This is a genomic window from Ideonella sp. A 288 (assembly GCF_002198735.1).
In the GTDB taxonomy this organism is placed as follows: Bacteria; Pseudomonadota; Gammaproteobacteria; order Burkholderiales; family Burkholderiaceae_C; genus Pseudaquabacterium.
Genome location: NZ_MWLO01000134.1, coordinates 1 through 16980, shown reverse-complemented (window position 1 = coordinate 16980; position 16980 = coordinate 1). Strand labels below are relative to the sequence as shown.

General features: G+C 68.8%; 18 protein-coding genes. 5 read left to right on the top strand and 13 right to left on the bottom strand.

Translation table 11 applies throughout. The annotated features are described in order from the left end of the window. Positions 1-6: 6 nt before the first annotated feature. The 10 genes from EOINJALH_RS18650 to EOINJALH_RS18605 form a co-directional block, all read right to left on the bottom strand. On the bottom strand, positions 7-1839 hold the full coding sequence (locus EOINJALH_RS18650) for an acyl-CoA dehydrogenase (RefSeq protein ID WP_088282820.1): 1833 nt from the start codon (positions 1837-1839) through the stop codon (positions 7-9). Positions 1840-1848: 9 nt separating this feature from the next. Then, complete coding sequence (locus EOINJALH_RS18645; protein WP_088282818.1) at positions 1849-2316, bottom strand: PaaI family thioesterase; 468 nt, start codon at positions 2314-2316, stop codon at positions 1849-1851. A gap of 61 nt (positions 2317-2377) precedes the next feature. Continuing rightward, positions 2378-3268 (bottom strand): haloalkane dehalogenase, encoded by an 891-nt coding sequence (locus EOINJALH_RS18640; protein ID WP_088282816.1) that lies wholly within the window; start codon positions 3266-3268, stop codon positions 2378-2380. A 10-nt stretch (positions 3269-3278) separates the two neighbouring features. Continuing rightward, complete coding sequence (locus tag EOINJALH_RS18635) at positions 3279-4454, bottom strand: acetyl-CoA C-acyltransferase (protein WP_088282814.1); 1176 nt, start codon at positions 4452-4454, stop codon at positions 3279-3281. Between the two features lie 54 nt (positions 4455-4508). Continuing rightward, positions 4509-6602 (bottom strand): 3-hydroxyacyl-CoA dehydrogenase NAD-binding domain-containing protein, encoded by a 2094-nt coding sequence (locus tag EOINJALH_RS18630; protein WP_088282973.1) that lies wholly within the window; start codon positions 6600-6602, stop codon positions 4509-4511. Between the two features lie 173 nt (positions 6603-6775). Next, entirely contained in the window at positions 6776-7471 is a 696-nt protein-coding gene (locus EOINJALH_RS18625) for an ABC transporter ATP-binding protein (RefSeq protein WP_088282812.1), read from the bottom strand. Beyond that, on the bottom strand, positions 7464-8231 hold the full coding sequence (locus EOINJALH_RS18620) for an ABC transporter ATP-binding protein (protein ID WP_088282810.1): 768 nt from the start codon (positions 8229-8231) through the stop codon (positions 7464-7466). The genes EOINJALH_RS18625 and EOINJALH_RS18620 overlap by 8 nt, the downstream gene beginning before the upstream one ends. Then, positions 8228-9493 carry a branched-chain amino acid ABC transporter permease gene (locus tag EOINJALH_RS18615; protein ID WP_088282971.1) on the bottom strand — a complete coding sequence of 422 codons (1266 nt, stop codon included), beginning with the start codon at positions 9491-9493 and terminating at the stop codon, positions 8228-8230. The genes EOINJALH_RS18620 and EOINJALH_RS18615 overlap by 4 nt, the downstream gene beginning before the upstream one ends. Positions 9494-9566: 73 nt before the next feature. Further along, a complete protein-coding gene (locus EOINJALH_RS18610; protein WP_088282808.1) occupies positions 9567-10517 on the bottom strand; it encodes a branched-chain amino acid ABC transporter permease in 951 nt (316 codons plus the stop codon). A gap of 33 nt (positions 10518-10550) precedes the next feature. Then, complete coding sequence (locus EOINJALH_RS18605; protein WP_088282806.1) at positions 10551-11798, bottom strand: branched-chain amino acid ABC transporter substrate-binding protein; 1248 nt, start codon at positions 11796-11798, stop codon at positions 10551-10553. A 218-nt stretch (positions 11799-12016) separates the two neighbouring features. Here EOINJALH_RS18605 and msrB point away from each other — a divergent pair, with 218 nt between their 5' ends. From msrB to EOINJALH_RS18585, 4 genes are all read left to right on the top strand, one after another. Next, positions 12017-12460, top strand: a complete 444-nt coding sequence (msrB, locus tag EOINJALH_RS18600; RefSeq protein ID WP_088282804.1) for a peptide-methionine (R)-S-oxide reductase MsrB — start codon at positions 12017-12019, stop codon at positions 12458-12460. Positions 12461-12536: 76 nt separating this feature from the next. Further along, on the top strand, positions 12537-13190 hold the full coding sequence (locus tag EOINJALH_RS18595) for a septation protein A (protein WP_088282802.1): 654 nt from the start codon (positions 12537-12539) through the stop codon (positions 13188-13190). A gap of 17 nt (positions 13191-13207) precedes the next feature. Beyond that, positions 13208-13477 (top strand): BolA family transcriptional regulator, encoded by a 270-nt coding sequence (locus EOINJALH_RS18590; protein WP_088282969.1) that lies wholly within the window; start codon positions 13208-13210, stop codon positions 13475-13477. Between the two features lie 93 nt (positions 13478-13570). Continuing rightward, positions 13571-14377 carry a peptidylprolyl isomerase gene (locus tag EOINJALH_RS18585; protein ID WP_404872777.1) on the top strand — a complete coding sequence of 269 codons (807 nt, stop codon included), beginning with the start codon at positions 13571-13573 and terminating at the stop codon, positions 14375-14377. Positions 14378-14474: 97 nt separating this feature from the next. Here EOINJALH_RS18585 and EOINJALH_RS18580 read toward each other — a convergent pair whose 3' ends face one another. Together EOINJALH_RS18580 and EOINJALH_RS18575 are read right to left on the bottom strand one after the other, a co-directional pair. Beyond that, positions 14475-15344 (bottom strand): peptidoglycan DD-metalloendopeptidase family protein, encoded by an 870-nt coding sequence (locus tag EOINJALH_RS18580; protein WP_088282798.1) that lies wholly within the window; start codon positions 15342-15344, stop codon positions 14475-14477. Then, positions 15341-16024, bottom strand: coding sequence for an ABC transporter ATP-binding protein (locus EOINJALH_RS18575; RefSeq protein WP_088282796.1), 684 nt, complete (start codon positions 16022-16024; stop codon positions 15341-15343). Before EOINJALH_RS18575 ends, EOINJALH_RS18580 begins: the two co-directional genes overlap by 4 nt. A gap of 64 nt (positions 16025-16088) precedes the next feature. Here EOINJALH_RS18575 and EOINJALH_RS18570 point away from each other — a divergent pair, with 64 nt between their 5' ends. Then, positions 16089-16694, top strand: a complete 606-nt coding sequence (locus EOINJALH_RS18570) for an arylesterase (RefSeq protein WP_088282794.1) — start codon at positions 16089-16091, stop codon at positions 16692-16694. An 87-nt stretch (positions 16695-16781) separates the two neighbouring features. Here the strand turns inward: EOINJALH_RS18570 and EOINJALH_RS32835 are convergent. Then, the coding region (locus tag EOINJALH_RS32835; RefSeq protein WP_234413921.1) for a hypothetical protein at positions 16782-16980 on the bottom strand (199 nt) is incomplete at its 5' end.

Here is a 16980-nt window from a genome sequence, read left to right as displayed (position 1 = left end):
GACCTTTCAGAACCAGTCGTCGCGCATCTCGCGACAGGTGGGGTTGCGGCTGGCCACCACCGACAGCCAGGCGTCGACCTTGGGCAGTTCGTAGTCGTAGAAGTATCGGCAGGCCTGCAGCTTGCCGCGATGGAAGGGCTCGTCGGCCACTGCGTGGGCCAGGCGCGCCTGGCTGGCGAGCGCCACGTCCAGCCACACCCAGGCCAGCACCACATGGCCAAAGGCCTGCAGGTAGGGCGTCGCATTGGCCAGCGCGTCCTCCGGCAGGCCGGTGGACCAGGCCGACTTGGTGGCCGCACCCAGCCGCTGCAAGGCCGCGGCCAGCGTGGCGCCCTGCTCCGCCAGGCCGGGCACCTGGCCGGCGCGCAGGATGGTGTCGCTCACTTTGCCGGCCAGCAGCTTCAGGCCCGCACCGCCCTGCATCACCACCTTGCGGCCCAGCAGGTCCAGGCCCTGGATGCCGTGCGTGCCCTCGTGGATCATGTTCAGGCGGTTGTCGCGCCAGTACTGCTCCACCGGGAAGTCGCGCGTGTAGCCATAGCCGCCATGCACCTGGATGGCCAGGCTGTTGGCCTCCAGGCACCACTCGCTGGGCCAGCTCTTGGCGATGGGCGTCAGCACCTCCAGCAGCAGCAAGGCCTCGGCCGCCGCCGCGGCCTCGCCGGTGTGCAGTTCGTCGACCAACCGCGCGCAGTACAGCTCGAGCGCCAGCGCGCCTTCGGCATAGGCCTTCTGCGCCAGCAGCATGCGCTTCACATCGGCGTGCTGGATGATCGGGATCTGCGGCTGCGCCGGATCCTTGCCCGCGGGGCCGATCGACCGGCCCTGCGGCCGCTGCCGCGCGTAGTCGAGCGAGGCTTCGTAGCCGGCCATGCCCAGCATGGTGGCGGCCATGCCCACGCCGATGCGGGCCTCGTTCATCATGTGGAACATGCAGCGCAGACCCTCGTGCGGCTGGCCCACCAGGTAGCCGATGGCGCCGGCCTGGCCGCCGGGCGTGTACCGGCCTTCGCCGAAGTTCAGCAGCGTGTTGGTGGTGCCGCGCCAGCCGCACTTGTGGTTCAGGCCGGCCAGCGCCACGTCGTTGCGCTGGCCGGTGAGGCGCCCGTCGGCATCCACCAGGTGCTTGGGCACGATGAACAGCGAGATGCCCTTGGTGCCGGAGATCGGCCGGCCGTCCGGTCCCGGGATCTTGGCCAGCACCAGGTGCACGATGTTCTCGGTGAGTTCGTGCTCGCCGGCCGAGATCCACATCTTGTTGCCGCGCAGGCGAAAGCGCGGACCCAGGGGATCAGCCTCCGCCCCCTCGCCGTCCGGCGTGGCACGCGTGGCCACGTCCGACAGGCTGGAGCCGGCCTGCGGCTCGGACAGGCACATGGTGCCCGACCAGCGGCCCGAGAACTCGTTGAGCGCGAACACGCGCTTCTGCACCTCGGTGCCGTGCTTCATCAGCAGGTTGGCATTGCCCACCGACAGCAGGCTGGCGTTGATGCTCACCGAGGCCCGCGCAAAGAAGGCGTTGGCCGCTGCCTCCACGGTGTAGGGCAACTGCATGCCGCCGATGTCATCGTCCTGCGCCGCGGACAGCATGCCCGATGCGGCGTAGGCGTCCCAGGCATCCTTCGTCGCCTGCGGCAGGACGACCTTGTCGCCCTCGACGCGCGGCTCTTCGGTGTCGACCAGCCGATTGAAGGGCGCGAATTTTTCACGCGCGATGCGCTCGCAGGTGTCGAGCACCTGGGTGAAGGTCTCGGCCGAGTGGTCGGCGAAGCGCTCGCGCTGCACCAGGCTGGTCACGGCCAGCCAGTCGCCCAGCAGGAAATCGATGGTCTTGCGCATGGCGCTCCTTCAGCCCGCCGCCGTCGATGCGGCCGTGGGTGTGGCCGGGGGTGCCTCGCCCAGCTTGACGATGGTGCCCTGGGCCAGCGCGCAGAGCTTCTCGACGCCGTCGCTCACCGCGAACACCTCGCAGCGGCACACCGCCTGCGACCGGCTGACGTGCACCGCCTCGGCGCGGGCGACGAGCCGATCTCCCGTGGCCGGGCGCAGGTAGTTGATCTTGAACTCCGAGGTCACCACCGGCACGCGCATCGCGGTGCCGCCCGCGTAGGTGAGCGCGTTGTCGGCCAGGTAGCTGACCACGCCGCCGTGCGCGAAGCCATGGTGTTGGCGCAGGTCATCGCGCAGTGGCACGGCCAGTTCGCAGTGGCCCGGCCGCAGCGATTGCAGTTCGGCGCCCAGCAACACCGAGAACGGCTGCTGGCCCAGCACCTCGCGGCCGAGGGCCAGGAATTCGGCTTGCTGTTCCGGGGTCATGGTCGTGGGTGGGGATGAATGAGAGAAGGAGGGCCTCGCCGCCGGCGAACGCGCGGGCGGCTCAGCGCGACAGGCCGAACGCAGACAGCGCCGCCGACGCGATCGGGCCGCCCCATTCGGGCAGGAAGTGGCCGCCCTCGGCCACCTCGATCGGCGCCGGGCAGCCTCGAATGCCCCGCTGCAGCGCGCGCATCGGCTCGCCACCCAGCACCGGGTCCTTCAGGCCGACGGCCATGACGCTCTGGCCGGTCCATCGATCGCGCCAGAACTCGACGGCCTCACGGCCGATGGCGGCGCCGGGGGCGTCGGCGCCGTCGGGCACCAGGTTCGGAAAGGCCCGCAGCGCGGCCTTGTAGGTCACATCCGGGAAGGGTGCGTCATAACCCGCTGCCTCGGCGGCCGTCATGTCGGGTTTGCCGCGCGCCAGCAACTTGCCCACCGGCAGGTCGGGCAGACCGTTGGAATAGGCGCGCCATTGCCGGAACCCTTCGGTGACGCTGCCGGTCGCCAGGGTCGTGTTCATCACCAGCAGCCGGCTGAAACGTTCGGGCATGGCCATGGGCAGCGTCAGGCCGAAGATGCCACCCCAGTCCTGGCAGACCAGCATCACATCGTGAAGGTCCAGGCGCTCGACGAACGCGCGCAACAGGCCGCGGTGCCGCTCGAAGCTGTGCCAGGACTCATCGGCCGGCTTGTCCGAGCGGCCGAAGCCGATGAGGTCGGGTGCCACCACGCGCAGCCCCGCCGCCGTGAACACCGGGATCATGTGACGGTACAGGTAGCTCCAGCTCGGGTTGCCGTGCAGCGCGAGCACGGTGGCTGCGGCATCGCGCGGACCCTCGTCGAGGTAATGCATGCGCGCGCCGTCGGCACCCACCAGGTCATCCAGGTAATGCGGCGCGAAGCCGTAGCCCGGCAGCGCCGCGAAGCGCTCGTCCGGCGTGCGCAGCATCCCGGTCACCTCACAGCACCTCGAACACGCCCGCCGCGCCCATGCCACCACCGATGCACATGGTGATGCACACCCGCTTGGCGCCGCGCCGCTTGCCTTCGATCAGCGCGTGGCCGGTGAGGCGTTGGCCGCTCATGCCATAGGGGTGGCCCACCGCGATGGCGCCGCCGTTGACGTTGAGCCGCTCCATCGGGATGCCGAGCTTGTCCACGCAGTACAACACCTGCACCGCGAAGGCCTCGTTCAGTTCCCACAGGTCGATGTCGCCGACCGTCAGGCCCAGTCGGGCCAGCACCTTGGGCACCGCGAAGACCGGGCCGATGCCCATCTCGTCGGGCTCGCAGCCGGCCACGGCAAAGCCGAGGAAGCGGCCCAGCGGCTTCAAGCCCTTCTGCTGCGCGTAGGTGTCGCTGACCACCACGCAGGCCCCCGCGCCATCGCTGAACTGGCTGGCATTGCCGCCGGTGACCACGCCGCCCGGTACCGCGGTGCGGATGTCCTTGATGCCTTCGTAGGTGGTGCCGGGGCGCAGGCCTTCGTCGGCGCTGACGGTGACCTGCTTGCTGCGCAGGCCCATCACCGCGTCGGCCACGCCAGCCGTCACGGTGATCGGCGCGATCTCGTCGGTAAACCTGCCGGCCTCCTGCGCCGCGCAGGCCTTCTGCTGGCTCTCGGCGCCGAAGCGGTCCATGCGCTCCTTGGACATGTTGTAGCGCTTGGCCACCGTCTCGGCGGTCTGCAGCATGGGCCAGTAGATCTCGGGCTTGGTCTTCAGCAGGCCCGGGTCCTGGAACATGTGCAGGTTCATCTCCTGCTGCACGCACGAGATGCTCTCGACGCCGCCGGCCACGTACACGTCGCCTTCGCCGGCGATGATGCGCTGGGCCGCCATCGCGATGGTCTGCAGGCCGCTGGAGCAGAAGCGGTTGATCGTGACGCCGCTCACGGTGATGGGCAGCCCGGCCGACAGCGCGGCCTGGCGCGCGATGTTCCAGCCGGTGGCGCCTTCGGGGTTGGCGCAGCCCATCAGCACGTCTTCGACGGCCGCGGGGTCGATGCCGGCGCGCTGCACCGCATGCTGGATGGCATGGCCGCCGAGCGTGGCGCCATGGGTCATGTTGAAGGCGCCCTTCCAGCTCTTGCAGAGCGGCGTGCGGGCGGTGGAGACGATGACGGCCTGGGTCATGGGAGTTCCTTCGATTCGGTGGGTTCGGTGGCGCGTGGCGTCAGCGCAGGCGGCTCAGCTGAAGGTCTTGCCTTCGGCGGCCAGCCGGGCCAGCAAGGGCGCGGGCTGCCAGAAGGCCTGGTCGTCGTGCGGATTGGCGGCAAAGCCCTTCATCGCCTGCACGACGTTGTACAGGCCCACCGTGTCGGCGTAGCAGATCGGCCCGCCGCGGTGCAGCGGGAAGCCGTAGCCGGTGAGGTAGACCATGTCGATGTCGCTGGCCTTGTTGGCGATGCCCTCTTCGAGGATGTGCGCCGCCTCGTTGACCAGCGAGTACACCAGCCGGTGCACGATCTCGTCGTCGCTGATCTTGCGCGGCGCGATGCCGATCGACGCGCGGTGGTCGGCGATCATCTGCTCGACCTCGGCGTTGGGGATGGCGTCGCGCTTGCCCGGCTTGTAGTCGTACCAGCCGGCCTGCGTCTTCTGGCCGTAGCGGCCCTTCTCGCACAGCAGGTCGGCGGTCTTGCTGTACTTCATGTCCGGATACTCGACCGCGCGGCGCTTGCGGATGGCCCAGCCGATGTCGTTGCCGGCCAGGTCGCCCATGCGGAACGGGCCCATCGCGAAGCCGAACTTCTCGATGGCCTTGTCCACCTGCTGCGGCGTGCAGCCTTCGTCCAGCAGGAAACCGGCCTGGCGGCTGTACTGCTCGATCATGCGGTTGCCGATGAAGCCGTCGCACACGCCCGACACCACCGCGGTCTTGCGGATCTTCTTGGCCACCGCCATCACCGTGGCCAGCACGTCCTTGGCGGTCTTCTCGCCGCGCACCACCTCCAGCAGCTTCATCACATTGGCCGGGCTGAAGAAGTGCATGCCGACCACGTCCTGCGGGCGCTTCGTGAACGACGCGATGCGGTTGACGTCCAGCGTGGAGGTGTTGGAGGCCAGGATCGCGCCGGGCTTGGCCACCTCGTCGAGCGTGCGGAACACGGTTTCCTTGACGCCCATCTCCTCGAACACAGCCTCGATGATCAGGTCGGCGTCCTTCAGGTCGTCGTAGGCCAGCGTGGTGCTCAGCAGGGCCATGCGCTGCTCGAACTTGTCGGCCTTGAGCTTGCCACGCTTGACCTGGCTCTCGTAGTTCTTGCGGATGGTGGCCACGCCGCGGTCGAGCGCGTCCTGCTTCATCTCGAGCATGGTCACCGGCACGCCGGCGTTGAGGAAGTTCATCGAGATGCCGCCGCCCATGGTGCCGGCGCCGATGACGCCCACCTTGGCAATGGTGCGCACCGGCGTGCCCTCGGGCACGTCGGGGATCTTGCTGGCCGCGCGCTCGGCGAAGAAGGCATGGCGCAGCGCCTTGCACTCGGGCGTGAGCATCAGGCCCTTGAAGATCTCGAGTTCCTTGACCATCGCGACGTCGAACTTCTCCTTCAGCGACAGTTCCACCGCATCGACGCAGCGCTGCGGCGCCGGGAAGTTCTTCGACATCGCCTTGACGGTGTTGCGCGCGAACTGGATGTAGCCGTCCGGGTTCGGGTGAGTGACCTTCAGGTGGCGCACCAGCGGCAGCGGCCGCACCGCGGCCACCTCGCGCGCCAGCGCCACGGCGGCGTCCACCACGTTGCCTTCGGCCATGCGGTCGAACAGCTTCTGGCCCGGCTGCGCGGCCAGCAGCTCGCTCTTCACCGGCTCACCGGTGGCGATCATGTTGAGTGCGGTCTCCACGCCCAGCACGCGCGGCAGCCGCTGCGTGCCGCCGGCGCCGGGGATCAGACCGATCTTCACCTCGGGCAACGCCACGGCGCAGCCGGGCGCGGCCACGCGGTAGTGGCAGCCCAACGCCAGTTCGAGCCCGCCGCCCATGCACACCGAGTGCACCGCAGCCACCACCGGCTTGGTGCAGGCCTCCAACTGGCGGATCAGCGTCAGCAGGTTGGGCTCCATCGTCGACTTGACCGAGGTGAACTCCTTGATGTCGGCGCCGCCCGAGAAGGCCTTGCCGGCGCCGGTGATCACGATGGCCTGCACCGCCGCATCGGCCTGCGCGCGCTCCAGCCCCTGGGCGATGCCGACACGCGTGTCGTAGCCCAGGCCGTTGACCGGTGGGTTGTTCATCGTGATGACGGCGACGCCGTCGCGGACTTCGTATGCAGCACTCATCGGGAGGCTCTCCATCGGGTCGGTTCAGAAAAAAGCACGGTCGTTCGATTCTAGACATCGACACGAAAGGGCCGGTGTCCCAGCCGTGACAGAACGCGGATCTTGCGCCCGACGATCCCCCGCCGAACATCCGGGTTTCCGGCGTGCGGGTGGCCGCCTCCCGGCGGCCGTGATCACACCTCGAGCCACTCCTTGCGGACGTCGGCGTTGGTCTTCAGGTCTTCGGCGGTGCCCTCGAACACGATGTGGCCGTGGCCCATCACGTACAGGCGCTTGCTGATGCGCAGCGCGATGGTGAGCTTCTGCTCCACCAGCAGGATCGACACGCCGCGGCTGGCGATGCGCTCCAGCAGGTCGGCCACCAGTTCCACCATCTTGGGCGCCAGGCCCTCTGTGGGCTCGTCGATCATCATCAGGTCGGGGTCGCCCATCAGCGTGCGGCACATGGTGAGCATCTGCTGCTCGCCGCCCGACAGCACGCCGCCCGGCGTGTCGATGCGCTCCTTCAGCCGCGGGAAAAGCGCGAACATGTCCTCCATGCTCCAGCGCCCTGCCCCCTTGCCCGACTTGATGCCCAGCGTGAGGTTGTCGCGCACAGTGAGCTGCGGAAAGATGTCGCGGTTCTCGGGCACGTAGCCCAGGCCGGCGTGGGCGATCTGGTGCGTCTTCAGGCCGATCAGCTCGCGGCCCTTGAAGCGCACCGAGCCGCGGCGGTCGACCTCGCCCATGATGGCCTTGATGGTGGTCGAGCGCCCCACCCCGTTGCGGCCCAGCAGCGAGACGATCTCGCCTTCTCCGACGTGGAAATCGACGCCCTGCAGGATGTGGCTCTTGCCGTAGTAGGCGTGCAGGTCCTTGACCTCAAGCATGGTCGGCCTCCGCCGTGGCCGAGCCCAGGTAGGCCTCCTGCACCGCCGCGTTGCCGCGGATGCGCTCGGGCGTGTCGGTGGCGATCACCTGGCCGTACACCAGCACCGAGATGCGGTCGGCCAGGTCAAACACCACGCTCATGTCGTGCTCCACGATGACCAGGGTCTTGCCCTCGCTGACGCGGCGGATCAGGCCGACGGCATGCTCGGTTTCCGAGCGGCTCATGCCGGCGGTGGGCTCGTCGAGCATGATCACGTCGGCGCCGCTGGCGATGGTGATGCCGATCTCCAGCGCGCGCTGCTCGGCATACGACAGCACGCCGGCCGGCACGTCGCGCCGCGACTTCAGGTTGATCTGCTCGAGGATGCTCTCGGTGCGCTCGCGGGCGTCGCGCGCGCGCTCGACCAGCCGCCAGAACGCGTAGCGGTAGCCCAGCGACCACAGCACGCCACAGCGGATGTTCTCGAACACGCTGAGCCGCGGAAAGATGTTGGTGACCTGGAAGCTGCGCGACAGGCCGCGCCGGTTGATCATGTAGGGTGGCAGGCCGGTGATGTCCTCGCCCTTCAGCAGCACCTGGCCCGAGGTGACCGGGAAGCGCCCGCTGATCAGGTGGAACAGGGTCGACTTGCCGGCGCCGTTGGGGCCGATGATGGCGTGGCGCTCGCCGCGCTTCACGTCGAGGTTGACGCCACGGATGATGGGCGTGACGCCGAAGCTCTTGTGGACGTCGATCAGCTGGAGGCCCGAGCCGCTCATGCCGGCCTCCGCGAACGTGCTTCGAGCGACGCGGCATGGAACGCTGCCGAGGCGCCGGGCGCCAGGCGCTTGAGCCCCAGCCCGCCCAGGACAATCAACACGGGGATCGCCACCCACACCCCCGCCGAGTTGGCCGCGTAGTCGATGCCGAACATGCGCATGGCCGGGCCCTCGGCCGCCTTCACGAGCAAGTGGTGCGAGGTCTCGATCAGCAGCACCACCCCGGCGGCCAGCATCAGGCTGGGCACGGCCACCTTGGCATAGGCCGGCAGCACGCGGCCCATCGTGCCGCCAGCCACCAGCGGCTGGTGCATCAGCAGCAGCCCGGCCAGGCCCCAGGGCGCGTACATCACCATCACCACGAACATCAGGCCGACATACAGCTGCCACGCCCCGGTGTAGTCGGACAGCGAGATCTGCAGCGCCGTCATCAGCACCGCGCCGATGATGGGCCCGATGAAGAAGGCGATGCCGCCGATGTAGGTCATCAGCAGCACGAAGCCCGAGGGCACCGCACCCACCACGCTGGCGGTGACGATCTCGTAGTGGATGGCCGCCAGGCCACCGGCCACGCCGGCGAAGAAGCCCGAGACGCAGAACACGATGAAGCGCACCACCTGCGTGCTGTAGCCGACGAACTCGGCGCGCTCGGGGTTGTCGCGCACGGCGTTGCACATGCGGCCCAGCGGCGTGCGCGTGAAGGCGTACATGGCCGCGGTGCACAGCAGGCACCAGGCCGCGATGAGGTAGTACACCTGCACCTGCGGGCCGAAGCTGATGTCGAACAGGCGCAGCGTGGACGTGCGGCTGGTGGACACGCCGCCCTCGCCGCCGAAAAAGCCGCGCAGGATCAGCGAGCAGGCGGCCACCAGTTCGCCGATGCCCAACGAGATCATCGAGAAAGCCGTGCCGGCCCGCTTGGTGGACACCCAGCCGAAGATGAAGGCGAAGAACAGACCCGCGAGCCCGCCCACCAGCGGCACCACCGGCAGCGGGATCGGCCACTTGCCGGCCGCGATGACGTTGAGCGCATGCGCGGTCATGAAGCCGCCCAGGCCGTAGTACACCGCATGGCCGAAGGACAGCATGCCGGTCTGCCCCAGCAGCATGTTGTACGACAGCGCGAACAGGATGCCGAAGCCCATCAGGCTCATCATCGTGATGGCCGAGCCGCTGCTGAAGACGAAGGGCAGCACCACCACCACGGCGGCGGCCACGGCCCAGGGGATCAGGTGCCCGCGCCCGGTCGACACAACGCTCATCAGGGCACCCTTGCGCTTCGCGCCGTCCCGCCAGGCGGGAGCGAGCACGTCTTCGGACGGCCGGGCGACGTGCTCATGTGTCCCGATCCCCCATCAGGCCCTTGGGCCGGAAGATCAGCACCAGCACCAGCAGCATGTACGGGATGATCGGCGCCACCTGCGCCACGGTGGCCATCCACAGGTCGCCGCCGAAGGAGTCGCGCGTCAGCGTCAGGCCCAGCGGCTTCAGCACATCGGCCACCGACACGTTGAGCGCCACCGCGAAGGTCTGGATCAGCCCGATCAGCAGCGACGCGATGAAGGCACCCGGCAACGAGCCCAGGCCACCCACCACCACCACCACGAACAGGATGGGCCCCAGCGACGCGGCCATCGCCGGCTGGGTGACCAGCGCCGGGCCGGCGATCACCCCAGCCAGCGCGGCCAGGCCGCAGCCCACGCCGAACACCAGCATGAACACCAGCGGCACGTTGTGGCCCAGCGCACCCACCATGTTGGGGTGCGTGAGCGCCGCGCGGATGATCAGGCCGACGCGGGTGCGCGTGAGCAGCAGCAGCAGGCCCACGAACACCGCCACCGACATCAGCAGCATGAACATGCGGAAGGCCGGGTAGGTGGTCGAGAACAGCGTGAAGGCCGAGAAGTTCAACGCCTCGGGCACGCGGTAGTCCACCGGCACCTTGCCCCAGATCATCTGCACCAGTTCTTCGACGATGAAGGCCAGGCCGAAGGTGAACAGCAGTTCGGCCACGTGCCCGTGCTTGTGCACGGTGCGCAGGCCGTAGCGCTCGATCACCGCGCCGATGGCGCCGACGATCAGCGGCGCCAGCAGCAGGCCCGGCCAGTAGCCCACGTAGCGGCTGATCTGGTAGCCGAAGTACGCGCCCAGCATGTAGAAGCTGGCATGGGCGAAATTCAGCACGCCCATCATGCTGAAGATCAGCGTCAGGCCGCTGGCCAGCAGGAACAACAGCATGCCGTACAGCAGGCCGTTGAGCGTGGAGAAGATGATCAGCTCAGCCATGGGGCCGGGCGCGGGTGGGGAGGCCGGCCAGGGTCAGCTGGGGATGTTCATCTTGCAGGAGGTGGGGATCACCGTGTCCTGCGCCTTGATCACGCCCACCGTCTTCCAGCCCCAGCCGGTCTTCTCTTCGTCGTGCTTGGTGCCCGAACCGAAGGACGAGATGTACATGTCCTGGAACAGCGAGTGGTCGGTGGGCCGCATGAAGGTGTCGGCGCCCAGCGAGTTCTTGAACTTCATGTCGGCCAGCGCGGCGGCCACCTTCTTGGGCTCGGCCGACTTGGCCTGGTTCAGCGCATTGGCGAACATCTCCATCTGGTTCTTCATGCGCAGGTACCACCAGCCCTGCTGGTTGGCGCCGCCGTACTTCTTCAGGAAGGCGTCGGCAAAGGCCTCCATCTCGGGCGCCGGCACGTTGGTGTGCCATTCGCTGATCTGGAACACGCGGTGGTCGAGCCCGGTCTGCTTGATGGCCGTGGGGCCACCGGCGCCGCCGGCGTAGTAGGTGTACCAGTTGACCTTCAGCCCGGCGTCGGCCGCGGCCTTCAGCAGCAGCGACATGTCGTTGCCCCAGTTGCCGGTGATCACCGAGTCGGCACCGGCGGCCTTGATCTTGGCGATGTAGGGCGCAAAGTCGGTGATCTTCAGCAGCGGGTGCAACTCGTCGCCCACCACCTGGATGTCGGGCCGCTTCTGCTTGAGCATGGCCACCGCCGCGGTGCGCACCGACTGACCGAACGAATAGTCCTGGCCGATGATGTAGACCTTCTTGATGTCCTTCTGGTCCTTCATGAAGTTGGTCAGCGCGGCCATCTTGATGTCGGAATTGGCGTCCCAGCGGAAATGCCAGTAGCTGCACTTCTCGTTGGTCAGCGCCGGGTCCACCGCGGCATAGTTGAAGTACAGCACCTCCTTGCCGGGGTTGCGCTCGTTGTACTTGTTGACGAACTCCGAGATCGCGGTGGCCGCACCCGAGCCGTTGCCCTGGGTGATGAAGCGCACGCCGGCATCGATGGCCTTCTGCACCTGCACCAGGCTCTCTTGCGGGCTGCCCTTGTTGTCGTAGGCCACGGCCTCGAGCTTCTGGCCGCCGATGACCCCGCCCTTGGCGTTGATGGTTTCCACGAGGAACTGCAACTGCTTGAGCCCGTGCTCGCCGATGGTGGCCCCGCCGCCGGACAGCGGGTCGACGTAGGCGATCTTGATCTGCGCCTGTGCCCCCATGGCACACCACAACATGGCCGCCGCAAGCGGCAGTCGATACGACGTCGTCAGGCTGTTCATGGTCACTCCTACCGGGTGAAGGACAAGAGTCGCTGACGATAGCGGAATGGCAGGCTCGCCACTTCAGGTTCTACCCCGACGCGCCTGTCGCTCCCGGGACAGGCCGCGGCACCGTGAAGGCACGCCTGCCGTCGGGGCTTGTGCCCGCCACCCGATGCCCGGCCGGGCGCTCACTACACTCGGCCCATCGCAAGCCAACGGCCCGGATTTCGCCCGCCATGAACCCCTTCAAGAAGCCCGACGCGCCGCACGAGCACGACGATCCGCGCTACCCGGTGCGCAAGTCCGACGCCGAATGGCGCGCCCAGCTCGACCCGATGCAGTACCAGGTGGCCCGCAAGGCCGCCACCGAGCGCGCCTTCACCGGCCGCTACTGGGACCACTGGGCCGACGGTGCCTACCGGTGCATCGGCTGCGGCCAGGTGCTGTTCGAGGCCGAAGCCAAGTTCGACGCCGGCTGCGGCTGGCCCAGCTGGTGGAAGGAGATCGAGCCCGGACGCATCGAGCGCGTGGTCGACGCCACCCACGGCATGGTGCGCATCGAGGTGCGCTGCGCGGCCTGCGGCACGCACCTGGGTCACGTCTTCGACGACGGCCCCGAGCCCACCGGCGAGCGCTACTGCATCAACTCGGCCGCGATCGATTTCGTGGCGAAGCCCTGACCGGCCGTCCCGCACCCAGGCGCCCCCCGCGATCCGGCGGTGCGGCCACCGCCCACCCGGCTACACTGCGCCCCGCATGAAACTGTTGCTCGATTTCCTGCCCATCATCCTGTTCTTCGGCACGTTCAAGTACGCCGAAGGCCACAAGGATTGGGCCGCCGACTTTGCCACCAGCCACCTCGGCTTCATCGTCGCCGGCGGTCGGGTGGGTGCCGATGAAGCGCCGGTGTTGCTGGCCACGGTGGTCGTCATCATTGCCACGCTGGCCCAGGTGGCCTGGCTGAAGCTGCGTGGGCGCAAGATCGACATGATGCTCTGGGTCAGCCTGGTGCTGGTGGTGGTGCTGGGCGGCCTGACCATCTGGTTCCACAGCGAGACCTTCATCAAGTGGAAGCCCAGCGTCCTGTATTGGGCGATGGGCCTGTCGCTGTGGATCAGCCAGGCCTTCTTCGGCCGCAACCTGCTGCGGGTGCTGCTGGGCGAGCAGATGCAATTGCCCGACGGCATCTGGCGCCGGCTGAACTTCGCCTGGATCGCCTTCTTCGGCATGATGGGCCTGCTGAACCTGTGGGTGGCCTACAGCTTTCCCACCGCCACCTGGGTCAATTTCAAGCTCTTCGGTGGCATCGGCCTGATGCTGGTCTTCACCATCGCCCAGGGCTTCTACCTCAGCCGCTACCTGCCGGACGAGGCCGACCCGAAAGCCCCGCCCTCCCCGGGCCCGCAGTGAACGAGGCACGCAGCACCATGGCCGTCACCGCCGCACAGATCGACCAGGCCTTGCGCGAGGCGCTGGAGCCCTTCGAATCGCTCGAGGTCATCGATGAAAGCCACCAGCATGCGGGACACGCCGGCGCGGGCGAAGGATCGCACTGGCGCGTGCGTCTGGTGAGCAGACAGTGCGACGGTTTGTCTCGCTTGGGCCGACATCGCCTCGTGTATGATTCTCTTCGCCTTGTGATCCCTCAGGGCATCCATGCGCTGGCCATCGAGGCCCGTGCTCCGGGCGAACGCTGAACCTTGCGCCTTCGGACCTGCAGCGCTTCGACCGCGTTCCATCTTCTTCCCGCCATAGCGCCGGAACCCCCGCCGAAAGACCCATCCGCCATGATCCGCAAGAACCTCTCCGCTCGCGCGGCCATCGCCGTCGCCGTCACGGCCCTGCTGCTGCCGCTGGCCGCCTCGGCCCAGAACATCGCCGTCGTCAACGGCAAGGCCGTGCCGAAGGCACGCGTCGAAATCCTGCTGCAGCAGGCCCAGCGTTCGGGCCAGCAGATGACCCCCGAGATGGAAGGCCAGGCCCGCGAACAGGTGGTGCTGCGCGAGATCTTCGCCCAGGAAGCCGAGAAGCGCGGCATCGCCAACACCGCCGACTACAAGGCGCAGATGGAACTGGCCCGCCAGAGCATCCTGATCCGCGAGCTGTTCGAGGACTACAAGAAGAAGAACCCCGTCGGCGACGCCGAAGCCAAGACCGAGTACGAGAAGTTCAAGGCGCAGGCCACCGGCACCGAGTACCGTGCCCGCCACATCCTGGTCGAAGGCGAGGAAGATGCCAAGGCCCTGATCGCCCAGATCAAGGGCGGCGCCAAGTTCGAAGACCTGGCCAAGGCCAAGTCCAAGGACCCGGGTTCCGGCCAGAACGGCGGCGACCTCGACTTCGCCAAGCCCGAGAGCTACGTGCCCGAATTCGGCAAGGCCATGACCGCGCTCAAGAAGGGCGAGATGACCGAGACGCCGGTGAAGAGCCAGTTCGGCTGGCACATCATCCGCCTCGAGGACACCCGCCAGGCGCAGTTCCCGGAGTTCGACGCCGTCAAGGGCCAGATCAAGCAGCGCCAGGAACAGATGAAGCTGCAGAAGTTCCAGGACGACCTGCGCAAGGGCGCCAAGACCGACTTCAAGTTCGCGCAATAAGCGCACGGGGCCCGCTCAGGGCCTGCCACCTAGATAAAGGGCGCCTCATGGCGCCCTTTGTCGTTGTGGCGTCCGATGCTGCAACGCCGCGGCGCGCTCAGCGCGAGTCGGCCAGCATCAGGGCCGGATCGACCATCACCCGGTTCAGGCTCACCGACCAGTGCAGGTGAGGCCCGGTGGCTCGTCCGGTGGCGCCGACCGCCCCCACCCGATCGCCGGCGACCACCATCGCCCCGACGGTGGCGTCGATCTCGCTGAGGTGGCACACCATCGACAGCCAGCCGCCGCCATGGTCGATCCAGACGGTCTTGCCGTTGAAGAAGTAGTCACCGGTGTCGATGACCCGCCCCGGCGCAGGCGCCACCACCGCCGTGCCCGTGGCGGCGGCGATGTCCATGCCGCTGTGCGGCGATCGCGGCTGGCCGTTGAACACCCGGCGCAGGCCGAACGAACCAGAGCGCCGGCCCGGCACAGGCGGCCGAAAGCTCATCCGATCGGGCAGCGGCTCCGAGAACGTGGCCATCACCTGCGCCAGGTGCGCGCGCTCGCGCTGGTGGCGGGCCTGGTCGCGTGGCGACAGGTCCACGTGGCCGGGCGCCACGGTCAGGCGCTGTTCGGCGTAGGCATGTGGGCCGATGCGGTAGGCGATCGCCCGCGGACCGTCTGCATCGGTCGCTGCGCCGCCGTGCACCATCACGCGGCCCTCGCCGGGTGTGGCCGACAGTGGAATGCCCACGACGGCCGTCCAGCCGTCGGCCGACCCCAGCACGAGCACCGGCACGTCCCCTTCGCTGCGCACGCTCGGCCGCGCGGGCGAAGGGCCGAGCGGCAACAGCACGATGCCGCCAGGGGCAGGCCGCGACCGAGGCAGGTGCGGCGCGGCAGGCGCCGGCTGCGCCCGCACCACGGCCGGGACCGCCAGCATCGCCACGGCCAGCACCTGCCGGCGCGGCCACCGTGCCGTCATGCCGGCACCGGCGTCACCAGGCGCCCGGCCTCGATGTGCAGTTGGCGGTCGCAGCGCGCGGCGATGCGCTCGTCGTGCGTCACCAGCACCAGCGTCGTGCCCGATTCGCGGTTCATGTCGAACATCAGCGCCATCACCCGCTCGCCGGTGGCGAAATCCAGGCTGCCGGTGGGCTCGTCCGCCAGCAACACGGCCGGCTCGACGACGAAGGCGCGTGCCAGCGCCACGCGCTGCTGCTCGCCGCCCGACAAGGTGCGCGGGTAGTGGTTCAGGCGCTCGGCCAGCCCCACGCGGCGCAGCATCTCGCCGGCGCGCGCGCGGGCCTCCGACCGGCCGAGCAGTTCGAGCGGCAGCATCACGTTCTCGAGCGCGGTGAGGTGGCCCAGCAACTGGAAGCTCTGGAACACGAAGCCCAGGCGCGTTGCCCGCACCGCCGCGCGGGCGTCCTCGTCGAGCGCGAACAGGTCGATGCCGTCGAGCCGCACGGTGCCGGTGGTGGGCAGGTCCAGCCCGGCCATCGTGGCCAGCAGCGTGCTCTTGCCCGATCCCGAGGCACCGACGATGGCCGTGGATTCCCGTGGCCGCAGCGAGAAATCGATGTCGTGGAGAATGGTCAGTGTGCCGGTGGAATCGACCACCTGGCGGGTCACGTGTTCGACGGCAATGATGGGATCGGTCATGGATGCGGGTGGGGGGCGACGGCGGTCGCGACGTCTGGCGCTGCTGCACTGTAGCGTGGCCGCAATGGCCTTGTGCACGGGCCTTCGGCCGGCCGGGGCCGCCGCGGCAGCCCCGCGGGTCGTCGTGGTGGTCGGCGACAGCCTGTCGGCCGAGTATGGGCTGGCCCGTGGCAGCGGCTGGGTGGCGCTGCTCGAGCGCCGCCTTGCGCAGGAGCGCATCGCCGCCACGGTGGTCAACGCCAGCATCAGCGGCGACACCACCTCGGGCGGGCGCTCGCGCCTGCCGGCACTGCTGCAGCAGCACAAGCCCAGCCACGTGGTGATCGAACTCGGCGGCAACGATGCGCTGCGCGGGCTGCCGCTGGCAATGACGCGCGACAACCTGGTGGCCATGGCGCGCGCGGCCAAGGCCACCGGCGCCAAGGTCATGCTCGTGGGCATGCAGGTGCCCCCCAACTACGGGGCACGCTACGGGCAGGACTTCGCCGCCCTGTTCGCCGAGGTGGCCAAGGCCGAGGGTGCGGCGCTGGTGCCATTCCTGCTGGCCGGCGTGGCCGACGGTCCGCAGGCCGAGCGGCTGTTCCAGCCCGACCGCATCCATCCCACCGCCGAGGCCCACCCGGCGATGCTGGGCAATGTCTGGCCCGTGATGAAGCCCTGGCTGCGCTGAGCCTGCCTGCGCACCCCCTGCCGCGCAGGGTGCACGCGCGGTCCGGCCTGCCCCGGCCTAACGGAGCCTGGTGGGATCGAGCGGCCCCTACTGCACCATCTGCCGGTCGGGCCGACCGCGGCCCGGTTGGTCGGGCGTGCGGCGCCGCTCGTCGCGGTCGTCGTCGCGGTTGCCACGTGGCGCGGGCTCGGCACGCGCCGGTGCCGGTGCGGGCTGCGCGGGTGGCGGCGGCCGCACCACCACGGCTGGCGCAGGCCCGGGCGGGGTGGCCGGCACCCGCGCAGCC